The organism is Allobosea sp. 10N428, assembly GCF_056394545.1.
Genome location: NZ_JBFTIC010000002.1, coordinates 115,776 through 138,202 on the forward strand (window position 1 = coordinate 115,776; position 22,427 = coordinate 138,202).

Genomic DNA, 22,427 nt, shown 5'->3' on the forward strand with positions numbered 1-22,427 from the left:
ATGAAGAAGATCGAAGCGATCATCAAGCCCTTCAAGCTGGACGAGGTGAAGGAGGCGCTTCAGGAGGTCGGTCTGCAGGGGATCACGGTGCTCGAAGCCAAGGGCTTCGGACGCCAGAAGGGCCATACCGAACTCTATCGCGGCGCCGAATACGTCGTCGACTTCCTGCCGAAGGTGAAGATCGAGATCGTCCTGAGCGACGACATGGTCGACCGCGCCATCGAGGCCATCGTCAAGGCTGCCCAGACCGGCCGCATCGGCGATGGCAAGATTTTTGTATCAACGGTCGAGGGGGCGATCCGCATCCGGACCGGCGAGACCGGCGCGGACGCGATCTGAGATCTTTCCCCCGCATCACGGAATCAAAGGCCGCGGCTGGATTGGAGCCAGCGACGGCCCACGAGTTTGAAAACTGCTGGCAAGAGGAATGCTGAAATGAAAAGCGCCAAGGATGTCCTCAAGGCGATCAAGGACAATGACGTCAAATACGTCGACTTCCGCTTCACCGACCCGCGCGGCAAGTGGCAGCACGTGACGTTCGACGTCGGCATGATCGACGAGGACATCTTCGCCGAGGGCACGATGTTCGACGGCTCCTCGATCGCCGGCTGGAAGGCCATCAACGAGTCCGACATGCTGCTGATGCCGGATCCGACGACCGCGACGATGGATCCGTTCTTCTCGGCCGCCACGATGGTCATCAACTGCGACGTGCTCGAGCCCGGCACCGGCGAGCCCTATGGCCGCGACCCGCGCGGCATCGCCAAGAAGGCCGAGGCCTATCTGAAGTCGACCGGCATCGGCGACACCGTCTATGTCGGACCCGAGGCCGAGTTCTTCGTCTTCGACGACGTCAAGATCGCCGCCGACCCGTACCATACCGGCTTCAAGCTCGATAACGTCGAGCTGCCGACCAACGGCTACGCCGATTACGAGGGCGGCAATCTCGGCCACCGCATCGCCACCAAGGGCGGCTACTTCCCGGTCCCGCCGCAGGATTCGGCGCAGGACATGCGCGGCGAGATGCTTGCGGCCATGCAGTCCATGGGCGTGGTCGTCGAGAAGCACCACCACGAGGTCGCTTCGGCCCAGCATGAGCTCGGCATGAAGTTCGACACGCTGACGCACACCGCCGATCTCATGCAGATCTACAAGTACGCGATCCACAACGTGGCCCAGAGCTACGGCAAGACCGCGACCTTCATGCCGAAGCCGATCTATGGCGACAACGGCTCGGGCATGCATGTCCACCAGTCGATCTGGAAGAACGGCAAGCCGGTCTTCGCCGGCAACAAATACGCCGACCTGTCGCAGGAGTGCCTGTGGTACATCGGCGGCATCATCAAGCACGCCAAGTCGCTGAACGCCTTCACCAATCCCTCGACCAACTCCTACAAGCGCCTCGTCCCGGGCTATGAGGCTCCGGTGCTGCTCGCCTACTCGGCGCGCAACCGCTCGGCTTCCTGCCGTATTCCGTGGACGACCTCGCCGAAGGCCAAGCGCGTCGAGGTCCGCTTCCCCGATCCGATGGCGAACCCCTATCTCGCCTTCGCGGCCATGCTGATGGCCGGCCTCGACGGCATCGTGAACAAGATCGATCCCGGCCCGGCGATGGACAAGGACCTCTACGACCTGCCGCCGCGCGAGCTGAAGAAGATCCCGACCGTCTGCGGCTCGCTGCGCGAGGCGCTGGAGTCGCTCAAGAAGGACAACGCCTATCTCAAGGCCGGCGGCGTCTTCAACGACGACTTCATCGAGAGCTATATCGAGCTCAAGATGCAGGATGTGGCGCGCTTCGAGATGACGCCGCACCCGGTCGAGTTCGCGATGTACTACTCGTATTGAGGATTTCGGCCGGCTTCGCAGGGAACCGGCCGCGCGCTTCCTCCCGGCCGCGCTTTGTGGCCAACCTTTGTGAACCGGGGCGGAAACGCCCCGGTTTTTTGTCGGAAACCGCTCGCGCTCAGGCGAGCCGGTTGTGACCGAACGTCACGCTGCCCGCCGTGGTCGCCAGCACGTTGCCATATTCAGCAGTGCCCACACGGTTGAAAGTCGTGCCCGTGAACGAACTGGGCACGATTCCTCCGACGCTGCAGGCTCGGACGACGTTCCCCGAGACGACGATCGACCTGTCAGAGCCAGTGACCGCATCGTTCGATACGCCGATGCCGATCGCCGCGTTGCGCACGAGATTGCCCGTCAGAACTAGGTCACGCGCTCCCGTATTCACACCGGCCTGAATGCCAACGCGGGAAACAGCTTCGATCAGGTTGCCGGACACGACGCAATCCTGCTCGACGGTAATACCGTTGCCGATCGTCGAGGGCGGATAGTAGCCCGCATCCGGAATGGGATTGTTCAGAACGTTCGATATTCTGTTGCCCTCGATCACCACACTTCGTGCGGTTCCGTCGCTGAACTGGCCGGAATTGGCAACATTGATACCGTTTCCTACCGTATCGAGACAGTTGTTCGAGACGACGCAACCTGTCAGATCGATTCCGGCCCCCGGCGCCTCGACGAATATCGCTACCTCACGGGTATTATAGATGTTGTTATTGCAGATATTGTAGAGACCACCACCGTTGCACCGCACGGCCGAATACTTGGTGGCGAAAATCTTGTTGTCCGTCACCGTCACCCCGACCGCCCTGAAAATACTCACGCCATTGCCGTTCTGGCCGGTCCCTCCCGCGGCCGTTTCGATGCCATTGATCAGATTGCCGGAGATCGTTGAACTGTCACCGGTAATAGAATCGCGCCAGACAGCGATGCCGTTGTTCGACATGTTGGCAAGCGAACTCGCAAGGACGCTGATTTTTGCGTTTTCGCTCCAGATTCCGACCGAGTGCGCGGAGAGGCCGCTGCCGCGGACGAGGGCTTCGGCGCCGCTGGAGACGTAGATTCCGATGCCCGGCGAATTGATGATGGTGCAGTTCTCGAACGCCACGTTCCTCGCGTTCGCCGCGACGGCGATCAACGCGGGCCTCTGCGAGACATAGTCGGTCAGAGGCTGGTTCTGACCGTCAAAGATCAATCCGTCAAAACGAACATCGCTTTGCCCTTCGATCCTGAGGAAAATATTGGAGCCGGCAAACCGCAAGGTCACGGACCCCGGCACCGCACGGGCCAGAAGCGGCTTGCCGCCTCCGTTGGTCGCTAGAACGGTCGTCGTTCCAGAGTCATAGATTCCCGGCTGAAAGAACAAGGGGCGCCCCTGGCTTCGCGCTGCATCGAGCACTGTCTGAAGGCTCGTGAAAGCCGTCCAGCCAGCGCTGGCAGCACCGGCGCGGGCGACGACGACATCATCGAAAACGGCATAGGAAGGCATCAGTTCGTTCTCCAAAGGAACATAACATGAACATTCCTAATATAGGCATATCTTCCTGTCAAGCACACTGCCTCCCTTCACCGATTGCTGAGGTTTGGTCGCTAGCCTCTGCGTCGCACAAGGAGCAGCCAGTGAACCTGCAAGCGAACCGACAGCCGTCGCTCTTCATCGACCGAGTGACTGGGCAAGTTACTGCCGGGCGCACCATCGACCGCAGGCTGATAGCCCTTCTGAATCTCTATGCTGCCACCTCCCAGCCGATACGGCAGCGGGGCCTCTACAAGCTCTGCCGCATGATCGGATCGACGGTATGGCGCGGGGGAATGGCGCGGATCGAAATTGACCCGGATGCAGCAGTGACTTTCCCAGCCGACGACCCCTACTGGAACCGGATGTTGCTGACGCGTTACGATCACGAACCGGAACTCGCCCGCTTCCTGAGCGGCATCGCGGCTCAGGACTACAGCTTCGTCGATTGTGGGGCCAATATCGGCTACTGGTCGGTCTTTGCTGCATCCGACCGCGGAGGCCGAAAGCAGGTTCTCGCAGTCGAGGCCTCCAAGTCCACCTATGATATTCTGGCTCGCAACATTGCGCCATACGCGGACCGCGTCATCGGCCTGCACCGGGCTATTCTCGATCGCTCGGGAATCGATGTCGGTCTCACGGATGCAGTTCACGAGGCGCGCGGCATCGCCGAGGACGGTGCCGCGTCGCTAGGCGAGACCGTGGAATCGATCTCGATCGACGATCTGCTGGATATGCACGGCTGGCGCGAGCGCCGCCTGTTGGTCAAGCTCGACGTCGAAGGCGTCGAACGCCAGGCCTTGTTCGGAATGGAGCGAGCGCTGAATCATGATGCTCTCGTGATCTATGAGGATCACGGTGCAGATGCGTCCCACGAACTCACGCGGCACGTGCTCGTCGACCGGGGCCTCCAGGTCCATCTGCTGCTGGAGCATGGGGCAGTGCCGATCACGGATGTTGGACAACTGCACGAGCACAAGCGCGACCGTACAAAAGGCTACAACCTCATTGCCATAAGAAATAATTCTTACTGGCAAGGTACATTCAAGAGCTGACCGCCGCGACGCGTACGGGCTTTTCGAGCAAGCCCGCATAGGCGGAGATGCTGCGCTCGATATGTCGGCTCGTGGTCAGCGGATCGGCCCAGTAGCGGCGGTAGGCGGCGGCCCCCATTGCACGTGCCACGGCATCGTCCTTCAGGCGGCGGAGCGCCGCGGTCAGCCCTCCGGTATCTCCTCCCTCCACCAGGATTCCGTCTTCTCCATCGATGATCCAGCTCGCTGGACCGGTGGTGCGCGACAGGATGACCGGCACACCGAGTGAACGCGCCTCCGCGATCACCAGCGGGCCAGGCTCGTACCAGAGCGAGGGCAGTACGAGACAGCGCGCCTGCGCGATCTCGTCGAAGACCCGCGACGCCGGCACCCAGCCGCGAAACTCGGCATCCTGATTGATGCCTGCGATCTCGGCCGCCAGTGGTCCGTCGCCTACGAAGCGGACCGGAATCTGCGCTTCGCGGGCGGCTCGGGCCAAGAGATCGCCCGCCTTTTCCTGCGTGAAGCGGCCGAGGAACAGCGCATGCCGGCTTTTCGCCACATCGGCCGGCCCGCGCTTTTCCGCCTCCATCATATTTTCGACCACGGCATGCCTTGCCCCGCTCGGCAGGAAGGGTTCGGCGAACCGGCGGGCGAAGTCCGAAACATGGATGAAGAGCGGGGCCTCCAGGGTCCGCAGCGCCTTGTCCGAACGCCATTGCCGGGCGACGCGGACCAGCTTGTGGATATAGGAGGCGCGATCGCAATTGGCGGTGACGCAACCGATCGACATCGGCCTCTTCCGACAGGGCGCTCGGGCCTTGAAGTCGAAATAGCCGCCGACCGGACAGAACGAGAAGTAGTCATGCATCGTGATCGCGACCGGCATCCCGCTCTCGCCTGCGGCTGCGATGGCAGCTGGGCTGAAGGCCTTGGTCCATTGGTGGAGATGGACGAGGGTCTCGCCGCGGGGCTGCTTCGCAAGCAGTTCGCTCAGGAAGGCATGCGCCCGGGCGTTCCAGATGCCCTGACGCGCGGCTGCCACCTTGCTGCCGACCTGCCAGACCTCCTCACCGGCGAAATGCGCGACATCGATCAGCGGGTGATCGAGACGGTCTGAAACCGGACCGATCGCGTAGGCGAAGACGACTTCGACGCCGGCCTCGGCCAAGCCGCGGGCGCTCTCGATCGCCACCTTGGCGGCGCCGCCGTTGATCGAGCCGAAATCGCTGACGATGACCACGCGCATGAAGAACTCCAGAGATCATTCCAGCGGCAAGGATGGCGGGAGCCTCGACGTGGCGCGAGCAGGCTTGTGCGGCCAGGCGGTCTCAACGAGCGATCCAGCGGACAAGGATGAGCAAGGGGTAGGCGCTCATGACGAGCGCGATGGCGAGCGCGGCACCGGTCGCGAGCATGAGGTTGCCCGCGAACCAGATCGTGCAGAGCCAGGACAGTGCGAGCGCGGTGCCCGACAGGGCGATCGGCGGCCAAGGCATGGCGAAGGACTCCAGGCGCAGCATGAACCATCCGAGCGCCAGCGCGGCCGCCGCGCCGGCCGCGGCGCCGGCGACGATCGCCGTGTCGGTGCCGGCAAAGAACCACATCGCGACGAGCGCACCCGCACAGGTCAAAACGCAGTCGAGAGCTGCGAGCCCCAGGATGGCGGTCAAGCGGCGTTGCAGATGCACGGGCGCCGGCAGCACGGTCTGGGCGAGTGCCCGCAGCATCGCCATCAGCATGACGAACGGCGCGGTCCGCAGGAAGGCCTCGCGCAGCCCCACGGGAATGACGAGCTGGGTGGCGAAGCCGAGCACGGCGATGATTCCAGCGGCTCCGATCAGCGAGAGGCCCACCAGCAGCGCGTAATAGCGGCCCAGTTCGGCCTGCATCGCCTTGGGATCGCCCTTGCGATCGAACTGGGCGACCAGTTCGGGAAAGCGGATCGCCTGAAGCGACGAGGTGATCATGATGAAGGGCCGCTGCAACAGATCGAGCGCCAACATGGGCCCCGCAGCGGCCTGGCCGAGCGAGCCGAGCAAGACGGTCTTGAGAGCGAGCGGCATGAGCAGGGTCGCGACGCCGGCGCCGGCCGTGATCCCGCCATAGACCAGATGCCGCGTGGCGATATCGGCCTGCCAATGCATGGCAAGAGGCATCACCCGGCGCGACCGGGCCCAGGCGATGACGCAGTAGATGATGTTGCCGGCCAGCACCCCGGCCAGCACATGGGCGAAATCGGGGCTGATCGCAGCGCCGGCGATCGTTGCCGCGGCCAGGATCGTCGCGCGTGCACCCTGGAGCCAGGAGAACAGCCTGAACTCCTGCCGGAAACGCAGCATGGTCAGATGCAGTTCGCCCGCACCCTGCAGGATCGCCGCCATCGCGCCGAGCAATCCCAGCCAGACCGGAGCGCCGAGGAGCGGGGCAAGGAAGGCTGCGAGCAGGCAGAGGCCCGCGCTTCCCGCGAGCTCGACCATGATGACTCCACGCTCGGCCTGTTCGCTGGTCTTGTCCGGGCCCGGATAGAAGCGGCTGGAGGCGGCGCGGATCCAGTGGAAAAACGCGATATCGGCAAACTGCACGATGGAGGCGAAGAGCGAGTAGGCAGCGTAGTCCGACGCCGGCAGCAGATTGGAGACGACGATGAGAAGGCCGAAAGCCAGGAGCGATTGATAGAAATACGCGCCCAATGCGGTGATCTTGGCCATCAGGCGGCAACTCCGCCTGCGATGCGCGCGGCGGAGCCATCTCGAGTCCCGCCGAAACCGATACCGGAAGCCATGGAAATTCAACCCTCCGGCCAAAGGCCTTAGGGCAAAAAGGTTGATACTTCCGCGCTGTCCGCCTGAAGGATCAGTAGAAATGCAGGGCCGTCAGGCCGGCCGATGCAGCAATCGCAGCGAGCCACCACAACCAGCGGCCCGCATGGCTTTCGGCCTGCGTCAGCGGCGCGCCGATGACGTCCTCATGTCCGAAGCTCTCTCCCGCAAGCCGCGCGGCACGCTGCAGCCCTGCGATTCCCGTAACCGGCACTGAGCGACGCGACACCACGGCCATTTCTTCCCCCTGCCCCGATCATAGCTCATTGCGGCTGTCCGCATAGGCCCGATCTGTTTCCGATCCTCGACGGCGATGGTTAACGCAGACTGAACGCGCCAGTTCCGATGCCCCTTATGCCAGGGCAACGTCACATGCCGATGACGACCGGTGCACCGTTCCAACGAGAGAGTTCCGATGTCTCGGGGGACTGTCTATAAGCGGAGCGACGAGGCGCGACGCCCGACGCCGCTACCGAGCCGGATCGGACTCCGGATGAAACAAGCACATCGCAAAATCCGTCCTTCATGCACTAGAATTGGACGGAACGAATCAGGAAACGTTAGGCAGTGATGGACGAGAACGGCGATCTTTTCGGCGGGGAGCCGGAGCGGCCTCGCGCGGCTGATCCCAAGCCGGAAGCGCGCTCGCCGGCCGCGGCTCCGAAGGCGCCCGCGCCCGCAGGAAACGGCGCGCGCAACGGCACGCTTTCCGAGACCGGCTATGACGCTTCCGCGATCGAAGTGCTCGAGGGGCTGGAACCGGTCCGGCGCCGGCCCGGCATGTATATCGGCGGCACCGATGAGCGCGCACTGCACCACCTCTTCGCCGAGGTGATCGACAACGCCATGGACGAGGCGGTGGCGGGACACGCCACCTTCATCGATGTCGAGTTGTTCGAGGACGGCTCCATCGCGGTGACGGACAATGGCCGCGGCATTCCGGTCGATCCCCATCCGAAATTCCCGGGCAAGTCCGCGCTCGAAGTCATCATGACGATACTGCATGCCGGCGGAAAATTCGATTCCAAGGCCTATGAGACTTCGGGCGGCCTGCACGGCGTCGGCGTCTCCGTCGTCAATGCCCTGTCCGACCGGCTCGAGGTCGAGGTCGCGCGCGGCAAGACGCTCTACCGCCAGATCTTCTCGCGCGGCCTGCCGCAGGGCCCGCTGGAGACCGTCGGCGCCGTCGCCAACCGGCGCGGCACCAAGGTGCGCTTCCATCCCGATCCTCAGATTTTCGGCGAGGGCGCGCATTTCTCGCCCGCTCGCCTGTTCCGCATGGCGCGTTCCAAAGCCTATCTCTTCGGTGGCGTCGAGATCCGCTGGACCTGCGCGCCGTCGCTGCTGAAGCCGGAAGGCGATGTCGCGGCGGAGGCCGTGTTTCGTTTCCCCGGGGGCCTGCGCGACTATCTCGGCCGCGAGATCGAGGGTAAGGACCTCGTCGCCGAGCCGATTTTCTCCGGCAAGATCACCAAGGAAGGCGGCCACGGCTCGCTTGAATGGGCGGTGGCCTGGCTCGCGACCGGCGAGGACGGCTTCTCCTCCTCCTATTGCAACACGATCCCGACGCCCGAGGGCGGCACCCATGAGCAAGGCCTGCGCATCGCCTTGCTGCGCGGACTGCGGGACCATGCCGAGCGCATCGGCCAGTCCAAGCGCATGGCGCAGGTCACCTCCGACGACGTGATGGCAACCTGCGCGGCCATGCTTTCGGTCTTCATCCGCGAGCCGGAATTCCAGGGCCAGACCAAGGACAAGCTGGCGACGCTCGAAGCCTCCCGCATCGTAGAGGGCGCCGTTCGCGACGCTTTCGACCACTGGCTTGCGGCCGCGCCGCAGCAGGCGCTGCGCCTGCTGGACTGGTCGGTGGACCGTGCCGAGGAGCGTCTGCGCCGGCGCCTCGAAAAAGAGGTCTCGCGCAAGACCGCTACGCGCAAGCTGCGCCTGCCCGGCAAGCTCGCCGATTGCTCCAATGCCGGCGCGGCTGGTTCCGAACTCTTCATCGTCGAGGGCGACTCGGCCGGCGGCTCAGCCAAGCAGGCGCGCAACCGTTCCAACCAGGCGATCCTGCCGCTGCGCGGCAAAATCCTCAACGTTGCCAATGCGACGCGCGAGAAGCTTCACGCAAACCAGCAACTCGCCGACCTGATCCTGGCGCTGGGATGCGGTATCGGCGCGCAATTCCGCGAGGACGATCTTCGCTACGAGAAGGTCATCGTGATGACAGACGCGGACGTCGACGGCGCTCATATCGCCTCGCTGCTCGTCACCTTCTTCTGGCGCCAGATGCCGCGCCTGATCGAGAAGGGCCATCTCTACCTCGCCGTCCCGCCGCTCTACCGGCTCCAGCATGGCGGCAAGAGCATCTATGCCCGCAACGATGCTCATAAGGACGAGCTGCTGGAGACGGCGTTCAAAGGCAAGAAGCCGGAGATCTCGCGATTCAAGGGCCTCGGCGAGATGATGCCGGCCCAGCTCAAGGAAACCACCATGGATCCGAGCAAGCGCATCCTGCTCAAGGTCATGGTGGACCATGAGGCGAAGGAAGAAACCTCCGATACGGTCGAGCGGCTGATGGGCAACAAGCCGGAAGCACGCTTCACCTTCATCCAGGAGCGGGCTGCCTTCGCCGGGGAGCTGATCGACCTGTGAGGAGCGAGCCCAGCAACTCTGGGGGGCTGGGCTTCACGGCCGCCGGGCTGTCCGACGCGGCCGTTGCAGGCAGGGTTCGCGCATGCCGAACCCGCCTCACCCAACCGAATGCCATGACCGCAAGCACCGGACCGCGCCCGGCGACTGGCCGCTGACCCTATGGCCGAGCCTTCTCCATCTCCATCTCGACGCGACGGCGATCTGGCGGCAGCCGCCGGGAGCGCCTCCTGGGACGACATCCGGATCTTTCACGCCATCGCCGTCGGCGGGTCGATGGCCGTGGCGGCGGCGCAGCTCGGGCTGAGCGAAGCCACCGTCGCGCGCCGGCTCAAGGCGCTCGAACGCGATCTCGGCCTTCAGCTCTTCACGCGCGAGGCCAATCGCCTCGCCCCGACGGCGATCGGACAGGGGCTTGCCGCTGAAGCCGGCGAGATCGAGGCTGCCGCCCGCCGCTTCGCGATCCGCGCAGAGGCTGCGAAGCCGCTCGCCAATGCTCCGGTGCGCGTGACCGCGACGACGTCGATCAGCCTCCTCCTGACCATGCATGCGACCGCGATTTCGGCCGCGGCCGGCGGCGTCGAGATCGTCATCATCAGCACGCGCAGCAGGCTCGACCTTGCCCGCGGCGAGGCCGATATCGCGCTGCGCATGAGCAAGCCGCCGACCGAGCCGGGCCACTACGCCCAGAAGCTCGGCCGGTTGATGCAGGCACTCTATATCCGGCAGGACATCGATCCCGCCACGGCCCCGATCATCTCGGTCAACCGCGAGACTTCGTCCCGGATCGACGACTACATCATGACCTATGCCGCGGGCCGGCCGATCGCAGCGCGCGTCGGCGACTCGGCGGCGCGCTACGAGAGCATCCGTTCCGCCGGCGCCCTGTCGATGGCGCCCTGCTTTATGGGCGATGCGGATTCAACCCTGCGCCGGCTGGAGCCGCCGCCGGAGCGGACCGGCGACGACATCTATCTTGTCTCGCATGAGATCTCGCGCAGCCGGCCCAGTGTCGTCGCCGTGCTCGGCGCGCTGCGCAAGCTCTTCCGCGAGCAGCGATCGCTCCTGGCGGGCGATGCGATCAAGCCGGCGGGGATCACTCAAATCGAGCGGTTCCCGGCAAGAACCGGCTAACCAAGCTTTTACGGCTCTTCCGTAAGGTCGTCTGCGGTTCTCGTGAGGTCACGAGACGCGGAGAGTGCGCCATGCGCCTGATCGAACTGTTCTGGAAGAACGACCGCGGCACGGTGGTCGCCGATGTCGCCAAGGCCGGCGCGGCCATCGCCTTCCTGTCGGTGATCGCCGCCAACTTCATGTCGAGCCGCATCGAGCCGCTGGACAGGGAGCGCATGGCGGCCGTCAGTCTCGCCGCCTCCAAGCGCCAGCCGGTCGATCCGCTGACCACGGGCTCGATCACGAAGGCGGCCGGCGACACCCGGCTCGATCCCTGCGCCCTGCCCCGCTGAGCTCAATCGAGCCAGCGCAGCAGCTCCGCGGTGACCCCATCGGGCGCTTCCAGCGTCGAGAGGTGGCCACTGCCCGGGATCACGGCCAGTCGCCCGCGCCCGTGGACCAATGCGGCCATTTCACGGGCCTCGGAGAGCGGCGTGATCTCATCCTCCTCGCCAACGAGAACCAGCACCGGGCAGGTCGATCTGGCCAGCGTCGGCCGCGAGTCCGGCCGTTGCATGATCGCCCGCTGCTGGCGAACGAAACCGTCCGCCCCGACATCCTCCGCCATCTGCCGCACGAGGAGCCGCAGCGGCTCGTCGGCGAGCCGCGCCGGCGCCACGAGCTTCTGCCAGAGCAGGGTCGTGACGTTGTCGAAGGCGCCCTTCTCCGCCAACGCGATCATCTGTTCGCGCGGAACGTTGGTCTCAGGCGTTGCCGGCTTGGCGGTGGTGCCGAGCAAGGCAAGGCGCGACACGCGCTCCGGGGCCTGTCGCAGGACCTCGAAAGCGACATAGCCGCCCATCGACAGCCCGCAGAGCGCGAAGCGGGGCGGCGCGGCCGCCAGTAGGCGCTGCGCGATGCCTGAAAGCGCATCGTCCAGACTGTGCTCGGCGACCAGGATCGGGCGACCATCGGCAAGCGCGGGCCATTGCGGAGCATAGAGCGCGGCGTTGGCGCTCAGCCCGGGAACGAGGACAAGCGGTTCCTTCATGAGGCCAAAGCAGTCCCTTCAAGGTTAGATGATTGACTTTGCCGCGTTTTCTTTGCATTCCACACGGGTCCGAAGGCGCGCAGGAAGTGTTGTCGCGCCAACGCGGTGGTCGAGCAGGTCGTCCCACCGCGTTTCACCGACCCTGAAGAAGCGCCATACGCGATGTCATTTGCCGAACTCGGCTTGAGCGAAAAGGTCCTGACGGCTGTCACGGCCGCAGGCTATAGCACGCCGACCCCCATCCAGGCCCAGGCCATTCCGCATGTTCTTGCCCGCAAGGACGTTCTGGGCATCGCCCAGACGGGCACGGGCAAGACCGCAGCCTTCACGCTGCCGATGCTCACCATCCTGGAGAACGGGCGCGCCCGCGCCCGGATGCCGCGCACGCTGATCCTCGAACCGACGCGCGAACTCGCCGCGCAGGTCGAGGAGAACTTCGTCCGCTATGGCGTCAACCAGAAGCTTTCGGTGGCGCTGCTGATCGGCGGCGTCTCCTTCGGCGATCAGGATGCCAAGATCACCCGCGGGGTCGATGTACTGATCGCGACGCCCGGCCGCCTGCTCGACCATGTCGAGCGCGGCAAGCTCCTGCTGACCGGCGTCGAGCTTCTCGTCATCGACGAAGCGGACCGCATGCTCGACATGGGCTTCATCCCGGACATCGAGCGGATCTGCAAACTTGTTCCCTTCACGCGGCAGACCTTGTTCTTCACCGCGACGATGCCGCCCGAGATCACCCGCATCTCCGAGCAGTTCCTGCATAATCCGGTCCGTGTCGAGGTTTCGCGCCCGGCAACGGCGGCAACAACGATCACCCAGCGCCTGATCGCCTCCAATTCGCAGGACTTCGAGAAGCGCGAGACGCTGCGCCGTCTCATCAAGGGCGCGACCGACCTGCAGAACGCGATCGTCTTCTGCAACCGCAAGCGCGACGTCGCCACGCTGCACAAATCGCTGTTGCGCCACGGCTTCCCGGCGGTCGCCCTGCATGGCGATATGGACCAGTACGCCCGCATGGCGGCACTGGAATCCTTCCGCACCGGCGAGAATCCGATCCTCGTCGCCAGCGACGTCGCCGCGCGCGGCCTCGACATCCCGGCCGTCAGCCACGTCTTCAATTTCGACGTGCCGACCCATGCCGAGGACTATGTCCATCGCATCGGTCGTACCGGCCGCGCCGGGCGCGAAGGCGCCTCCTTCACCATCGTCACCCGCCATGACGACAAGCTCGTCGCGGCGATCGAGAAGCTGACCGGCCAGACGATCGCCTTCGAAGGCGGCAGCGTCGCCGACCTGCCTCCCGGCGAGCCGCGCGAGGAACGGCGCGGTCGCCGCGACGACAAGCGCCCAGCGCGCGGACGCGGGCGGCCGGAACGCGGGCCACGCGCTGCCACCGAACCGGCCCCCCGCCCTCAAGCGGCCGAGAAGGCCGAGGACAGCCCGCGCAATGCCGGTCGCCGCCAGCCCGTCAGGCCGGACGCCGAGGTTGCAACTGCGCCCGTCGCTCATCGCGAGCAGGACAGCGCGCGCCGCGGCCGGAATTCTCGCTCGCGCGACGACGATGAAGGGCCTCAGGTCAAGGGGTTGGGCGATCACGTGCCGGCATTTCTGCTCCGCCCGGCCCGCGTCGGATAACCTTGCGTCATCAACCCGATTTTAACGTCGTCTGACTAAGTTGGTCGTCGCTGCTGCGGGAACACCGCAGCGGCGGACGGGCGCATGCCGCCGTATAGACGGACAGGATGTCCCGCTTCGATTGGATCAATCGAAGCTGACGTGGCCGAAAGCCACGACCCGGCTTCATACCGGAATGGCGAAGGCATGGACGACGAAGCTTCGGTTTCCGCCCGCACCAACGATCTCGCCGAGCGCGTCGTCGCCGCAATGCGGCACCACGGCTCGCCGAGCTATCCTCGCGCTTTCGAGGTCTGGTACGCGCATCTGAGCGGCGAGATGCCCGCCGTCAGCATGGCGATGAACGCCATCATCGCCGGCAATGAGGGCAATGTCACCGCTGCCGACATCGACAGCCTGTACGAGCGCTTCATCAGCACGGAACGCTTTTCCCGTCAGGCCGAGCGCACCAGCCTCCAGGTCCTCGGCGAGATCGACGCCATGATGGAGCTGGTCGACAAGGCCCTGGGGTCCAGCGAACTTTTTCACGGCCGCCTGACGGCGATGTCGGAAGACGTGCCGCCGATGACCGACCGGCAGAAGCTGCGCGAATGGGTCGAGGCGCTCGTGCTCTCGACCCGCGAAGAGGTGACGCGCAAGGCCCAGCTCGAAGCCGAGTTGCGCAACAGCTCCAACGAGATCCGCAACCTACGCGAGGCGCTGGAATCGACCCGTGCGGAAGCCTTGACCGACCCGCTGACCGGGCTCGCCAATCGCCGCCATTTCGAGGAGATGCTGCAGAAGTCGATCGATCAGGCGACGCTGCGGCGCGAGCCTTTCGCTCTGGTGATGGCCGATATCGACTTCTTCAAGCGCTTCAACGATGCCCATGGCCATCTCACCGGCGATCAGGTCCTGCGGCTGGTCGCCCGCACCATGAAGGACAAGTTCAAGGAAAAGGCGGTCATCAGCCGGTTCGGGGGCGAGGAATTCGCGATCATCCTGCCGGAGGCCGACCTGATCGCCGGCAAATTCGGCGCCGAAACGGTGCGGCAGGCCTTGTTGACCCGCGAGCTGATCAAGCGCTCGACCAACGAAAATCTCGGCCGCATCACCATCTCGCTCGGCGTATCGACCTATCGACGCGGCGACACCGCAGGTTCGCTGGTCGACAGGGCGGATCAGGCGCTGATGCAGGCCAAGCGCGACGGCCGCAACCGCACCGTCACCGAGGACGTGCTGGAGACGACGAGCCGGGTAGCCTGAGCTTTCCGGCGGCGGCCTCGCGGGCCGTCTCCAGAGCGAACCCGGTCCAGCTGGGGAGGGCTTCGCCGCTCTCGCGCGCGTCGTCCGGCAGCGACCAATAGCTCGTCCGGCGCGGCATGCCCTTGGCTTCGTCGCTGAAGGGCTCGGTTCCAGCGCCCTCGATACGCGGGGTGCTGTCCGGACTCTGATGACTGGCGCAAAGAACCGCCTGACCGCGGCCTCTTCCACCGCTCAAGAAGCCGTGAGTGCGCTCTCGCTGCGCGGCTTGATCTCGACCGACTCGCCGCAGCCGCAGGCCGAAACCTGATTGGGATTGTTGAAGACGAAGGTCGAGGAGAAGCGGTCGGTCTTGAAGTCGAGCTCGGTGCCCAGCAGGAACAGCACCGCCTTGGCGTCGACGACCACGGTCGCGCCCTTCTCGGTCACGACGTCATCGCCCTTGTTGACCGCCCGCGCGATCTCGAAGGTGTACTCCATCCCGGCGCAGCCACCCTTCTTGACGCCGACGCGCAAGCCGAGTGCCGACGCATCGCCATCGGCCGACTGCGCCATGATCTCACGGATGCGGGCAGCCGCGGCGTCGGTCAGCGAGATGACCTTGAGGCCCGGTATCGAAAACATTCCTCGTCCCTCCTCGACCGGGTTCAAGGCCCGGTGAAGCAAGATTGCTGCCCTAACATAGGGATCGCGGCGGCTCGCGTCGAGATGGACGCGCCTAGATCGCCATGCGTCCTTTCGGACGCAAGGTGGCGATCTCGGCCTTGTCCGAGCACAGGATTCTCCGAAAAGGGGAGTCCACTTTTCGGTCCGATGCCAGCCATGCAATCTCCGGCCTCGCGCCCATCGCCAGATGCATTGCGCATCGGGCCGGGGCATGCACTCTGGCTTCCTCATCCGATCTGTCCGCCAAACTCCCGGAAGAACCATGCCTCATCGCCTGCATCGCCCCGAATCGCTGCGCGCCCTCGTCCACGACATGGTGGTGAAGGCCGGCTGGACGGAAGCGGAGGCGCAGGAAACCGCCGAGCATCTCGTGCTCGCCAATCTGAGCGGGCATGACAGCCATGGCGTCGGCATGATCCCGCTCTATTTCCAGTCGCTGGCGGACGGCAATCTCGATCCGAAATCGCAGCCACAGGCCCGGGTCGACGCCGCGCCCTTCCTGATCATCGACGGAGCGGTCGCGCTCGGCCAGCCGAATGCGCGCAAGGCCGTGGACCGCGCTGTCGAGATGGCCAGGGCCGGCGGCGTCGCCATCGTCAACCTGCTCGATTCGCATCATATCGGCCGGATCGGCCACTATGCCGAGGTCGCCGCCGCCGCCGGTCTGATCTCGTTCTTCTGGGTCAATGTCGCCGGCCGGCCGCCGATCGTCGCGCCCTATGCCGCCAAGGAGGCGCGCTTCGGCACGAATCCGCATGCGATCGGCATTCCAGTGCCCGGAGGCGAGCCGCTCATCCTCGATTTCGCGACGAGCCGCATGGCCCATGGCAAGGCCCGCGTCGCTCTCAACAAGGGCGAGCAGGTGCCACCCGGCTACATCATCGATGGCGAGGGACGGCCGACGACCGACCCGGCCCATGTCTTCATCAGCCCGGACCACCCGCTCGGCGCGCTGCTGCCCTTCGGCGACCACAAGGGCGCCGGCCTCTCGCTCATCGCCGAATTGCTCTCGGCCGGGCTGATGGGCGCGGCGCGCATCGACCAGAAGCCGCAGAAGACCTGGATCATCAATTCGCTCTTCGGTGTGATCATCGACCCGGCCCGGCTGGAGCCAGACGCCGAGCTGCGCAGGAGCCGCACCGAAAGCTACCTCGCCTTCGTGCGCGCGGCGAAGCCGCAGGACCCTGCCAATCCGGTGCTGGCGCCGGGAGACAAGGAGCGCAGGGTCCGGGCTGAGCGCGGCGCCGCGGGCATCCCGCTCGACGACGAGACCTGGTCTCAGATCAAGGCCGCAGCGGCGCGCCACGGCATCGACGCCGAGAGTTACTGAGGCCACGATGTCGCCCGACGCCTACAACGCCTTCTGCGCCGCGCTGCCGGCGACGAGCCACGTCGTTCAGTGGGGCGGCGCCGATGTCTGGAAGGTCGGCGAGAAGGTCTTCGCCATCGCTCGGCAGCAGGAGGACGGCGAGATGGCCGTGAGCTTCAAATGCTCGCCGATGGCCTTCGACATCCTCAGGGAGCAGCCGGGCCTCAGGCCCGCGCCCTATCTCGCCTCGCGCGGCATGAAGTGGATCCAGTGGCTCACCGGTGAAAGCATGCCGGACGACGCCTTGCAGGACTATCTGCGCGAGAGCCACCGCCTCGCCGCCGCCGGGCTGACGAAGCGGGTGCGCGCCGAGCTGGGCCTATAGGAGCGCTTCGCCCCGGAACATCTGTGCGCAGGAGCCGCCGACGGTGGCGCGGATACCGTCCTCGCCGCGGCGCGCGGTCAGGTGCAGCAGGCTCGGGCGGCCCATCTCGACGCCCTGCGTCAGCGTGAAGCTCGCATCGTCCTGGCTATTGAGAGAGAGCAACAGGGCCGCGACCGTGGCGCTGGCGCTGCCGGTAGCGGGATCCTCCCATGTGCCGCTGATCGGCGCGAACATCCGGGCGCGGATATCGGCGACGCCGTCCCGGGCATAGAGGAACAGCGAGAAGCGCCCCTCCAGCCCGGGCGTGCTGTCGCGAACCGCCCGGAACCGGCTCAGGTCCGGCGTGGCGCGGGAAAGCGCTTCCACGGTCACTTCGGCGAGGACGAAGAAGACGCCGACCGACGCACGAAGCGGCTGGTGGTTCGTCACCACGATATCCGACGGCGCGAGACCTGCGCAGGCCGCGATCGCGTCGGCCAGAAGCTCGATGCTTTTCGTCAGGGGCCGCGGCGCGGCGATCGTCGCGCCGGTGACGGCACCGGAAGCATCGCGTGCGACCTTGACCTCGACCAGCCCGGCAACTTCCTCGAAGCGCAGCACACCGCCGCGGTCTCGCCCGTGGCGCGCGAGCACGAAAGCCGTTCCGACATTCGGATGTCCGGCAAAAGGCATCTCATGCGTACGCGTGAAAATCCGGACCCTGGCGTCATTGGCTGGATCGTCCGGCGGCAGGACGAAGGTCGTCTCGCTGTAGTTCATCTCCGCAGCGAGCGCCTGCATCTGGGCGTCCGAGAGACCACGCGCATCGGTGAAGACGGCGAGCTGGTTGCCACCGAAGGGGCGGTCGGTGAAGACGTCGACGGTCTCGTAGGGATAGCTGGGCATGGCGGGCTCCGGAAGGCGGCTCAGGCTCCAGATCGCCGGGCGTCCTATCGGACGCGAAGTGGCGATCCAGTCCCTTGTTAAGCATCGGATGTCCTCCGAAAAGTGGATTCCACTTTTCGGTCCGATGCTTCAGCCCTTCCTGCCAGTGCAGCGCGCGGAATGCCAATGAAGCGATGGAATGCGATCCATCACGCCGGCATGCGGCCGGCGCCTCTCACCACATATCGAGCGCGACGCGGGCCTCGTCGGACATGCGCGACTGATCCCAGGGTGGATCGAACGTCATGTTGACCGTCACGCCCGCGATCCCCTGCACGGTACTGACAGCGTTCTCGACCCAGCCCGGCATTTCGCCGGCAACGGGGCAGCCCGGCGCAGTCAGCGTCATGTCGATGGTGACCTGGCGGTCATCGGCGATGTCGACGCGATAGATCAGGCCGAGTTCGTAGATGTCGGCCGGGATCTCGGGATCGTAGACCGTCTTCAGCGCCGCGACGATGTCGTCGGTCAGGCGGTCGATCTCCTCGGGCGGAAGCGACGTGCCGGAGCCGACCTGCGGCTCGTTCGGCTTCAAGCCGTCTTCCTTCAACGCGATGGGCTCGGAGGTGGCCAAGGCTCAAAATCCTCGATTATCAGGCAAAAAGGCTCTCCGCCTTCCGCAGGGCTTCCACCAGCTTGTCGACCTCTTCCAGCGTGTTGTAGAGGCCGAAGGAGGCGCGGCAGGTCGATGTCACCCCATATCGTGCCAAAAGCGGCATGGCGCAATGGGTGCCGGCGCGAACTGCGACACCAGCGCGGTCGATCACCGTCGCGACGTCATGGGCATGGGCGCCCTTCATCTCGAAGGCGACGATTGCGCCCTTCTCCTTCGCTTTGCCGAAGATGCGGATGGAATTCATCTCGCCGAGACGTTCCATCGCATAGGCGCCGAGCCTGGCCTCATGCGCCGCGATGTTCTCGCGGCCGAGCGCCATCATGTAGTCGAGCGCGGCGCCCAGCCCCACCGCCTCGACGATCGCCGGCGTGCCGGCCTCGAAGCGATGCGGCGGGTCATTATAGGTCACCGTATCCTCGGTGACGGTGACGATCATCTCGCCGCCGCCTTCATAGGGCGGCAGCTTGTCGAGCCATTCCTTGCGGCCCCAGAGGATGCCGGAGCCGGTCGGCCCATAGGTCTTGTGGCCGGTGAAGGCGTAGAAGTCGCAGCCCAGGGCCTGCACGTCGACCGGCAGATGAACCGCGCCCTGGCTGCCGTCGACGACGAGCGGAATGCCATGCGCCCGGCAGATCTTCGCGACCTCGGCGATCGGCACGATGGTCCCGGTCGCGTTCGACATATGCGTCAGCGCCACCACCTTGGTGCGCGGCGAGATCAGCTTCTCGAATTCCTCGATGAGGAAATTGCCGTCCTCGTCGATAGCAGCCCATTTCAACACGGCGCCGTGGCGCTCGCGCCAGTAATGCCAGGGCACGATGTTGGAATGGTGCTCGAGGATCGAGACGATGATCTCGTCGCCTTCGCCGAGGTCCAGATGGCGCCCGAGCGAGGATGCGACCGTGTTGAGTGCCCCGGTCGAGGAGCGCGTGAAGATGATCTCTTCGAGATGCCTGGCATTGAGGAAGCGACGGGCACTTTCGCGAGCTGCCTCATAGGCTTCGGTCGAAGCGTTCGCGAGATAGTGCAGCCCGCGATGAACATTGGAATAGTCCTCGCGCATCAGCTTTGTCATCGCCTCGATCACCACCTCGGGCTTCTGCGCCGAGGCGGCATTGTCGAGATAGACGAGCGGCTTGCCATAGACCTCGCGCGACAGGATCGGGAAATCCCGCCTGATGGTCTCGATGTCATAGGGCTTCAGCATGGGCTGGCCGGTAACCGCGTTCATCCTCACGCCTTTCCGGAACCGGGCTGCCGGTCGGCGACGAGCGCGCCGGCATGCCCCCAATCCTCCCGCTCAATCTCCTGGATCACAATATGGGTGTTCTGCGGGTTCTTGCCGAGAACCTTCACGAGCGTCTCGGTGAACTCCTTGACGATCTGCGCCTTCTGGTCGCGCGTCGCGCCCTTGGTGATCTGGAGGTTGATGTAGGGCATCAGACGGTGCTCACCTCGGAAGCGGCCTCGCGGGCCCTGAGCCAAGATTCGACCTCGACCATCACCAGATCGCGCACGTTCTCGTCGGCGATGAATTCGGCCGCCTCGCCGGCGAAGGCCTGCAGCACCAGCGCCTCGGCCTGCGGCCGCGGCAGGCCGCGCGCCATCAGGTAGAAGAGCTGCTCTCCGTCGATCTGCGCGACCGTCGCGCCATGGCCGCAGACCACGTCGTCGGCGAAGATCTCAAGCTCCGGCTTGTTGAACATCGTCGCGCCGTCATTCAGCAGCAGAGCGTTGCTCTTCATGCTGCCATCGGTCTTCTGCGCATGCTGGCGCACGATGACCTTGCCCTGGAAGACGCCGGTCGACTCGCCGCTGGCGATCGTCTTGAACAATTCGCGGCTGGTGCCGTGAGGCACTTCGTGGTCGACGATCAGCGTGACATCGGCATGCTCGGAACCGCGCAACAGGTTGACGCCGCGCAGGCCGATCTCGCTGTGCTCGCCGGCATAGCGGACGAAATGCTGCTGGCGCAGCGTGCCCGCCTCGGCGACGAACGCGAAGGAATCGAACTTGGCATGAGCGCCGACGGTCGCGAGCAGGCTCTGCACCTGCACGCTTGCCGCCGACTGCCGCGTCACCACGCGGACATGCTGGATCTCGCTCTTGTCGCCGGTCTCGAAGACGATGGCGCCGTTGATCTGCTGTGCGGCGGAGCCCGCGGCTTCGCCGACTTCGACGATCGTGCCCTTGGCGCCCTTGCCGGCGAGCACGACCGAACGGTGGAACACCGCCCGCTCCTCCTCGCCCGAGGCGAGCGAGACGATCACCACGGGCTGCTCGAGCTCGACGCCATCGGCCAGCTCGACGAAGACGCCATCGCGCATCAGCGCCGTGTTGAGCATCAGGCCGGTGTCGTCATTGCCGACCGAGGGGCCGGCCAGAATGCCGGTCAGGTCCTCACGCGGCGAAACCAGCGCATCGGCAAGCGACTGCACCGAGACGCCTTCGGGGATCGCGTCGAGCGTGGACAGCTCCGGCGCAAAGGCACCGTCGACCAGCACGAGGCGCAGGCCGCCGAGCTTCAGCGCGGCCAGCCGCGCCTTGACCGCCTCGGTAGCGACCGCGCCGTCAGCGAGCGGACGCGCCTCGCGCAGCAGCGTGCGGAGGTCGGTATAGCGCCAGGATTCGAGCCGGCGATGCGGCAGGCCCTTGGCCTCGAAGCCGGCGAAGGCATCCTCGCGCAGCTTGCGCACGGCCGGGCCGCCCGGCAACTCAGCCTTGCTGTCCGCATATTGCTGGATCAGCGTCTGCTCGGCCGCCGTCTTCAGCGGGGTGACGATGGCCATTACGCCGCCTCCCCATAGGAGGCATAGCCGCTCTTCTCGAGCTCCAGCGCAAGCTCCTTGCCGCCGGTCCTCACGATCTTGCCCTGCGACATGACGTGGACGGTGTCCGGCACGATATGGTCGAGCAGGCGCTGATAATGGGTGATGACGAGGAAACCGCGGCTCTTGTCGCGGAGCGCGTTGACGCCCTCGGCGACGATGCGCAGCGCGTCGATGTCGAGGCCGGAATCGGTCTCGTCGAGGATGCACATCGACGGCGAAAGCAGAGCCATCTGAAGGATTTCCATGCGCTTCTTCTCACCGCCGGAAAAGCCGACATTGAGCGGCCGGCGCAGCATGTCCTTGGCAATGCCGAGCTTGTCGGCGGCGGCGTTCACCTGCTTGATGAAGTCCGGCGTCAGCAGCTCGTCCTGCCCGCGCGCCTTGCGCTGGGCGTTCATCGCCGCCTTCAGGAAGGTCATGGTGGCGACGCCGGGGATCTCCAGCGGGTACTGGAAGGCGAGGAAGATGCCGGCAGCGGCGCGGGCATCGGCCTCCATCCCCAGCACGTTCTGGCCGTTGAGCAGGATCTCGCCGTCGAGAACCTCATAGTCCTCCTTGCCAGCGATGACATAGGACAGGGTCGACTTGCCGGAGCCGTTCGGCCCCATGATGGCGGCGACCTCGCCGTCATTCACGGTGAGGTTGAGGCCATTGAGGATCTGCTTGTCCTCGTCGGCGATCTTGACGACCAGATTGCGGATTTCGAGCATGTTCAGAGTTCCATTCTGCAGGAGATGGTGGGGTCAAGCCCGGCCATGACGCGCTTCATCCTGGCGTCATGCCCGGGCTTGA

General features: G+C 65.3%; 22 protein-coding genes. 10 read left to right on the forward strand and 12 right to left on the reverse strand.

The window, feature by feature from the left end:
• Together AC1DDA_RS07020 and glnA are read left to right on the forward strand one after the other, a co-directional pair.
• Positions 1 to 339 carry a P-II family nitrogen regulator gene (locus AC1DDA_RS07020; RefSeq protein WP_441513424.1) on the forward strand — a complete coding sequence of 113 codons (339 nt, stop codon included), beginning with the start codon at positions 1 to 3 and terminating at the stop codon, positions 337 to 339.
• A 96-nt stretch (positions 340 to 435) separates the two neighbouring features.
• A complete protein-coding gene (gene glnA, locus AC1DDA_RS07025) occupies positions 436 to 1,845 on the forward strand; it encodes a type I glutamate--ammonia ligase (protein WP_441513425.1) in 1,410 nt (469 codons plus the stop codon).
• Between the two features lie 118 nt (positions 1,846 to 1,963).
• Here glnA and AC1DDA_RS07030 read toward each other — a convergent pair whose 3' ends face one another.
• On the reverse strand, positions 1,964 to 3,331 hold the full coding sequence (locus AC1DDA_RS07030; RefSeq protein ID WP_476795218.1) for a TIGR03808 family TAT-translocated repetitive protein: 1,368 nt from the start codon (positions 3,329 to 3,331) through the stop codon (positions 1,964 to 1,966).
• A gap of 131 nt (positions 3,332 to 3,462) precedes the next feature.
• On the opposite strand from AC1DDA_RS07030, the gene AC1DDA_RS07035 reads away from it, so the two are divergent.
• A complete protein-coding gene (locus AC1DDA_RS07035) occupies positions 3,463 to 4,413 on the forward strand; it encodes an FkbM family methyltransferase (RefSeq protein WP_476795219.1) in 951 nt (316 codons plus the stop codon).
• Here AC1DDA_RS07035 and AC1DDA_RS07040 read toward each other — a convergent pair.
• The 3 genes from AC1DDA_RS07040 to AC1DDA_RS07050 all read right to left on the reverse strand — a co-directional run bounded on the left by AC1DDA_RS07040 (position 4,403) and on the right by AC1DDA_RS07050 (position 7,443).
• Positions 4,403 to 5,641: a glycosyltransferase family 4 protein gene (locus tag AC1DDA_RS07040; protein WP_476795220.1), complete on the reverse strand. Its 1,239-nt coding sequence runs from the start codon at positions 5,639 to 5,641 to the stop codon at positions 4,403 to 4,405. The genes AC1DDA_RS07035 and AC1DDA_RS07040 overlap by 11 nt on opposite strands.
• Positions 5,642 to 5,723: 82 nt before the next feature.
• Positions 5,724 to 7,103 carry a hypothetical protein gene (locus AC1DDA_RS07045; protein ID WP_476795221.1) on the reverse strand — a complete coding sequence of 460 codons (1,380 nt, stop codon included), beginning with the start codon at positions 7,101 to 7,103 and terminating at the stop codon, positions 5,724 to 5,726.
• A gap of 145 nt (positions 7,104 to 7,248) precedes the next feature.
• Positions 7,249 to 7,443 carry a hypothetical protein gene (locus AC1DDA_RS07050; protein WP_476795222.1) on the reverse strand — a complete coding sequence of 65 codons (195 nt, stop codon included), beginning with the start codon at positions 7,441 to 7,443 and terminating at the stop codon, positions 7,249 to 7,251.
• 341 nt (positions 7,444 to 7,784) lie between these two features.
• Here AC1DDA_RS07050 and parE point away from each other — a divergent pair, with 341 nt between their 5' ends.
• The 3 genes from parE to AC1DDA_RS07065 all read left to right on the forward strand — a co-directional run bounded on the left by parE (position 7,785) and on the right by AC1DDA_RS07065 (position 11,329).
• A complete protein-coding gene (parE, locus tag AC1DDA_RS07055; protein ID WP_476778757.1) occupies positions 7,785 to 9,866 on the forward strand; it encodes a DNA topoisomerase IV subunit B in 2,082 nt (693 codons plus the stop codon).
• Positions 9,867 to 10,025: 159 nt separating this feature from the next.
• Positions 10,026 to 10,997 (forward strand): LysR family transcriptional regulator, encoded by a 972-nt coding sequence (locus tag AC1DDA_RS07060; protein WP_476795223.1) that lies wholly within the window; start codon positions 10,026 to 10,028, stop codon positions 10,995 to 10,997.
• 71 nt (positions 10,998 to 11,068) lie between these two features.
• Positions 11,069 to 11,329 (forward strand): hypothetical protein, encoded by a 261-nt coding sequence (locus AC1DDA_RS07065; protein ID WP_441513431.1) that lies wholly within the window; start codon positions 11,069 to 11,071, stop codon positions 11,327 to 11,329.
• A gap of 2 nt (positions 11,330 to 11,331) precedes the next feature.
• Here the strand turns inward: AC1DDA_RS07065 and AC1DDA_RS07070 are convergent, their stop codons facing one another.
• Entirely contained in the window at positions 11,332 to 12,027 is a 696-nt protein-coding gene (locus tag AC1DDA_RS07070; RefSeq protein WP_476795224.1) for an alpha/beta fold hydrolase, read from the reverse strand.
• Positions 12,028 to 12,189: 162 nt separating this feature from the next.
• Between AC1DDA_RS07070 and AC1DDA_RS07075 the strand changes: the two genes are divergently transcribed.
• Together AC1DDA_RS07075 and AC1DDA_RS07080 are read left to right on the forward strand one after the other, a co-directional pair.
• The gene (locus AC1DDA_RS07075) at positions 12,190 to 13,662 is read left to right on the forward strand and encodes a DEAD/DEAH box helicase (RefSeq protein ID WP_476795225.1); all 1,473 of its coding nucleotides are present in this window, start codon (positions 12,190 to 12,192) and stop codon (positions 13,660 to 13,662) included.
• 186 nt (positions 13,663 to 13,848) lie between these two features.
• The gene (locus AC1DDA_RS07080) at positions 13,849 to 14,907 is read left to right on the forward strand and encodes a GGDEF domain-containing protein (RefSeq protein WP_441513434.1); all 1,059 of its coding nucleotides are present in this window, start codon (positions 13,849 to 13,851) and stop codon (positions 14,905 to 14,907) included.
• Between the two features lie 231 nt (positions 14,908 to 15,138).
• Here AC1DDA_RS07080 and AC1DDA_RS07085 read toward each other — a convergent pair whose 3' ends face one another.
• Entirely contained in the window at positions 15,139 to 15,528 is a 390-nt protein-coding gene (locus tag AC1DDA_RS07085) for a HesB/IscA family protein (protein WP_476795226.1), read from the reverse strand.
• A gap of 304 nt (positions 15,529 to 15,832) precedes the next feature.
• Here AC1DDA_RS07085 and AC1DDA_RS07090 point away from each other — a divergent pair, with 304 nt between their 5' ends.
• Together AC1DDA_RS07090 and AC1DDA_RS07095 are read left to right on the forward strand one after the other, a co-directional pair.
• On the forward strand, positions 15,833 to 16,900 hold the full coding sequence (locus AC1DDA_RS07090) for a malate/lactate/ureidoglycolate dehydrogenase (RefSeq protein ID WP_476795227.1): 1,068 nt from the start codon (positions 15,833 to 15,835) through the stop codon (positions 16,898 to 16,900).
• 7 nt (positions 16,901 to 16,907) lie between these two features.
• The gene (locus AC1DDA_RS07095) at positions 16,908 to 17,264 is read left to right on the forward strand and encodes an MmcQ/YjbR family DNA-binding protein (protein WP_476795228.1); all 357 of its coding nucleotides are present in this window, start codon (positions 16,908 to 16,910) and stop codon (positions 17,262 to 17,264) included.
• Here AC1DDA_RS07095 and AC1DDA_RS07100 read toward each other — a convergent pair.
• The 6 genes from AC1DDA_RS07100 to sufC all read right to left on the reverse strand — a co-directional run bounded on the left by AC1DDA_RS07100 (position 17,259) and on the right by sufC (position 22,345).
• Entirely contained in the window at positions 17,259 to 18,149 is an 891-nt protein-coding gene (locus AC1DDA_RS07100) for a PhzF family phenazine biosynthesis protein (protein ID WP_476795229.1), read from the reverse strand. The genes AC1DDA_RS07095 and AC1DDA_RS07100 overlap by 6 nt on opposite strands.
• 214 nt (positions 18,150 to 18,363) lie before the next feature.
• Positions 18,364 to 18,723: an SUF system Fe-S cluster assembly protein gene (locus tag AC1DDA_RS07105; protein WP_441471087.1), complete on the reverse strand. Its 360-nt coding sequence runs from the start codon at positions 18,721 to 18,723 to the stop codon at positions 18,364 to 18,366.
• A gap of 58 nt (positions 18,724 to 18,781) precedes the next feature.
• Entirely contained in the window at positions 18,782 to 20,035 is a 1,254-nt protein-coding gene (locus AC1DDA_RS07110) for an aminotransferase class V-fold PLP-dependent enzyme (protein WP_476795230.1), read from the reverse strand.
• 2 nt (positions 20,036 to 20,037) lie between these two features.
• Positions 20,038 to 20,244 (reverse strand): tautomerase family protein, encoded by a 207-nt coding sequence (locus AC1DDA_RS07115; protein ID WP_476795231.1) that lies wholly within the window; start codon positions 20,242 to 20,244, stop codon positions 20,038 to 20,040.
• The gene (gene sufD, locus AC1DDA_RS07120; protein ID WP_476795232.1) at positions 20,244 to 21,593 is read right to left on the reverse strand and encodes a Fe-S cluster assembly protein SufD; all 1,350 of its coding nucleotides are present in this window, start codon (positions 21,591 to 21,593) and stop codon (positions 20,244 to 20,246) included. Before sufD ends, AC1DDA_RS07115 begins: the two co-directional genes overlap by 1 nt.
• Positions 21,593 to 22,345 (reverse strand): Fe-S cluster assembly ATPase SufC, encoded by a 753-nt coding sequence (gene sufC, locus AC1DDA_RS07125; protein ID WP_476795233.1) that lies wholly within the window; start codon positions 22,343 to 22,345, stop codon positions 21,593 to 21,595. Before sufC ends, sufD begins: the two co-directional genes overlap by 1 nt.
• Positions 22,346 to 22,427: the final 82 nt, after the last annotated feature.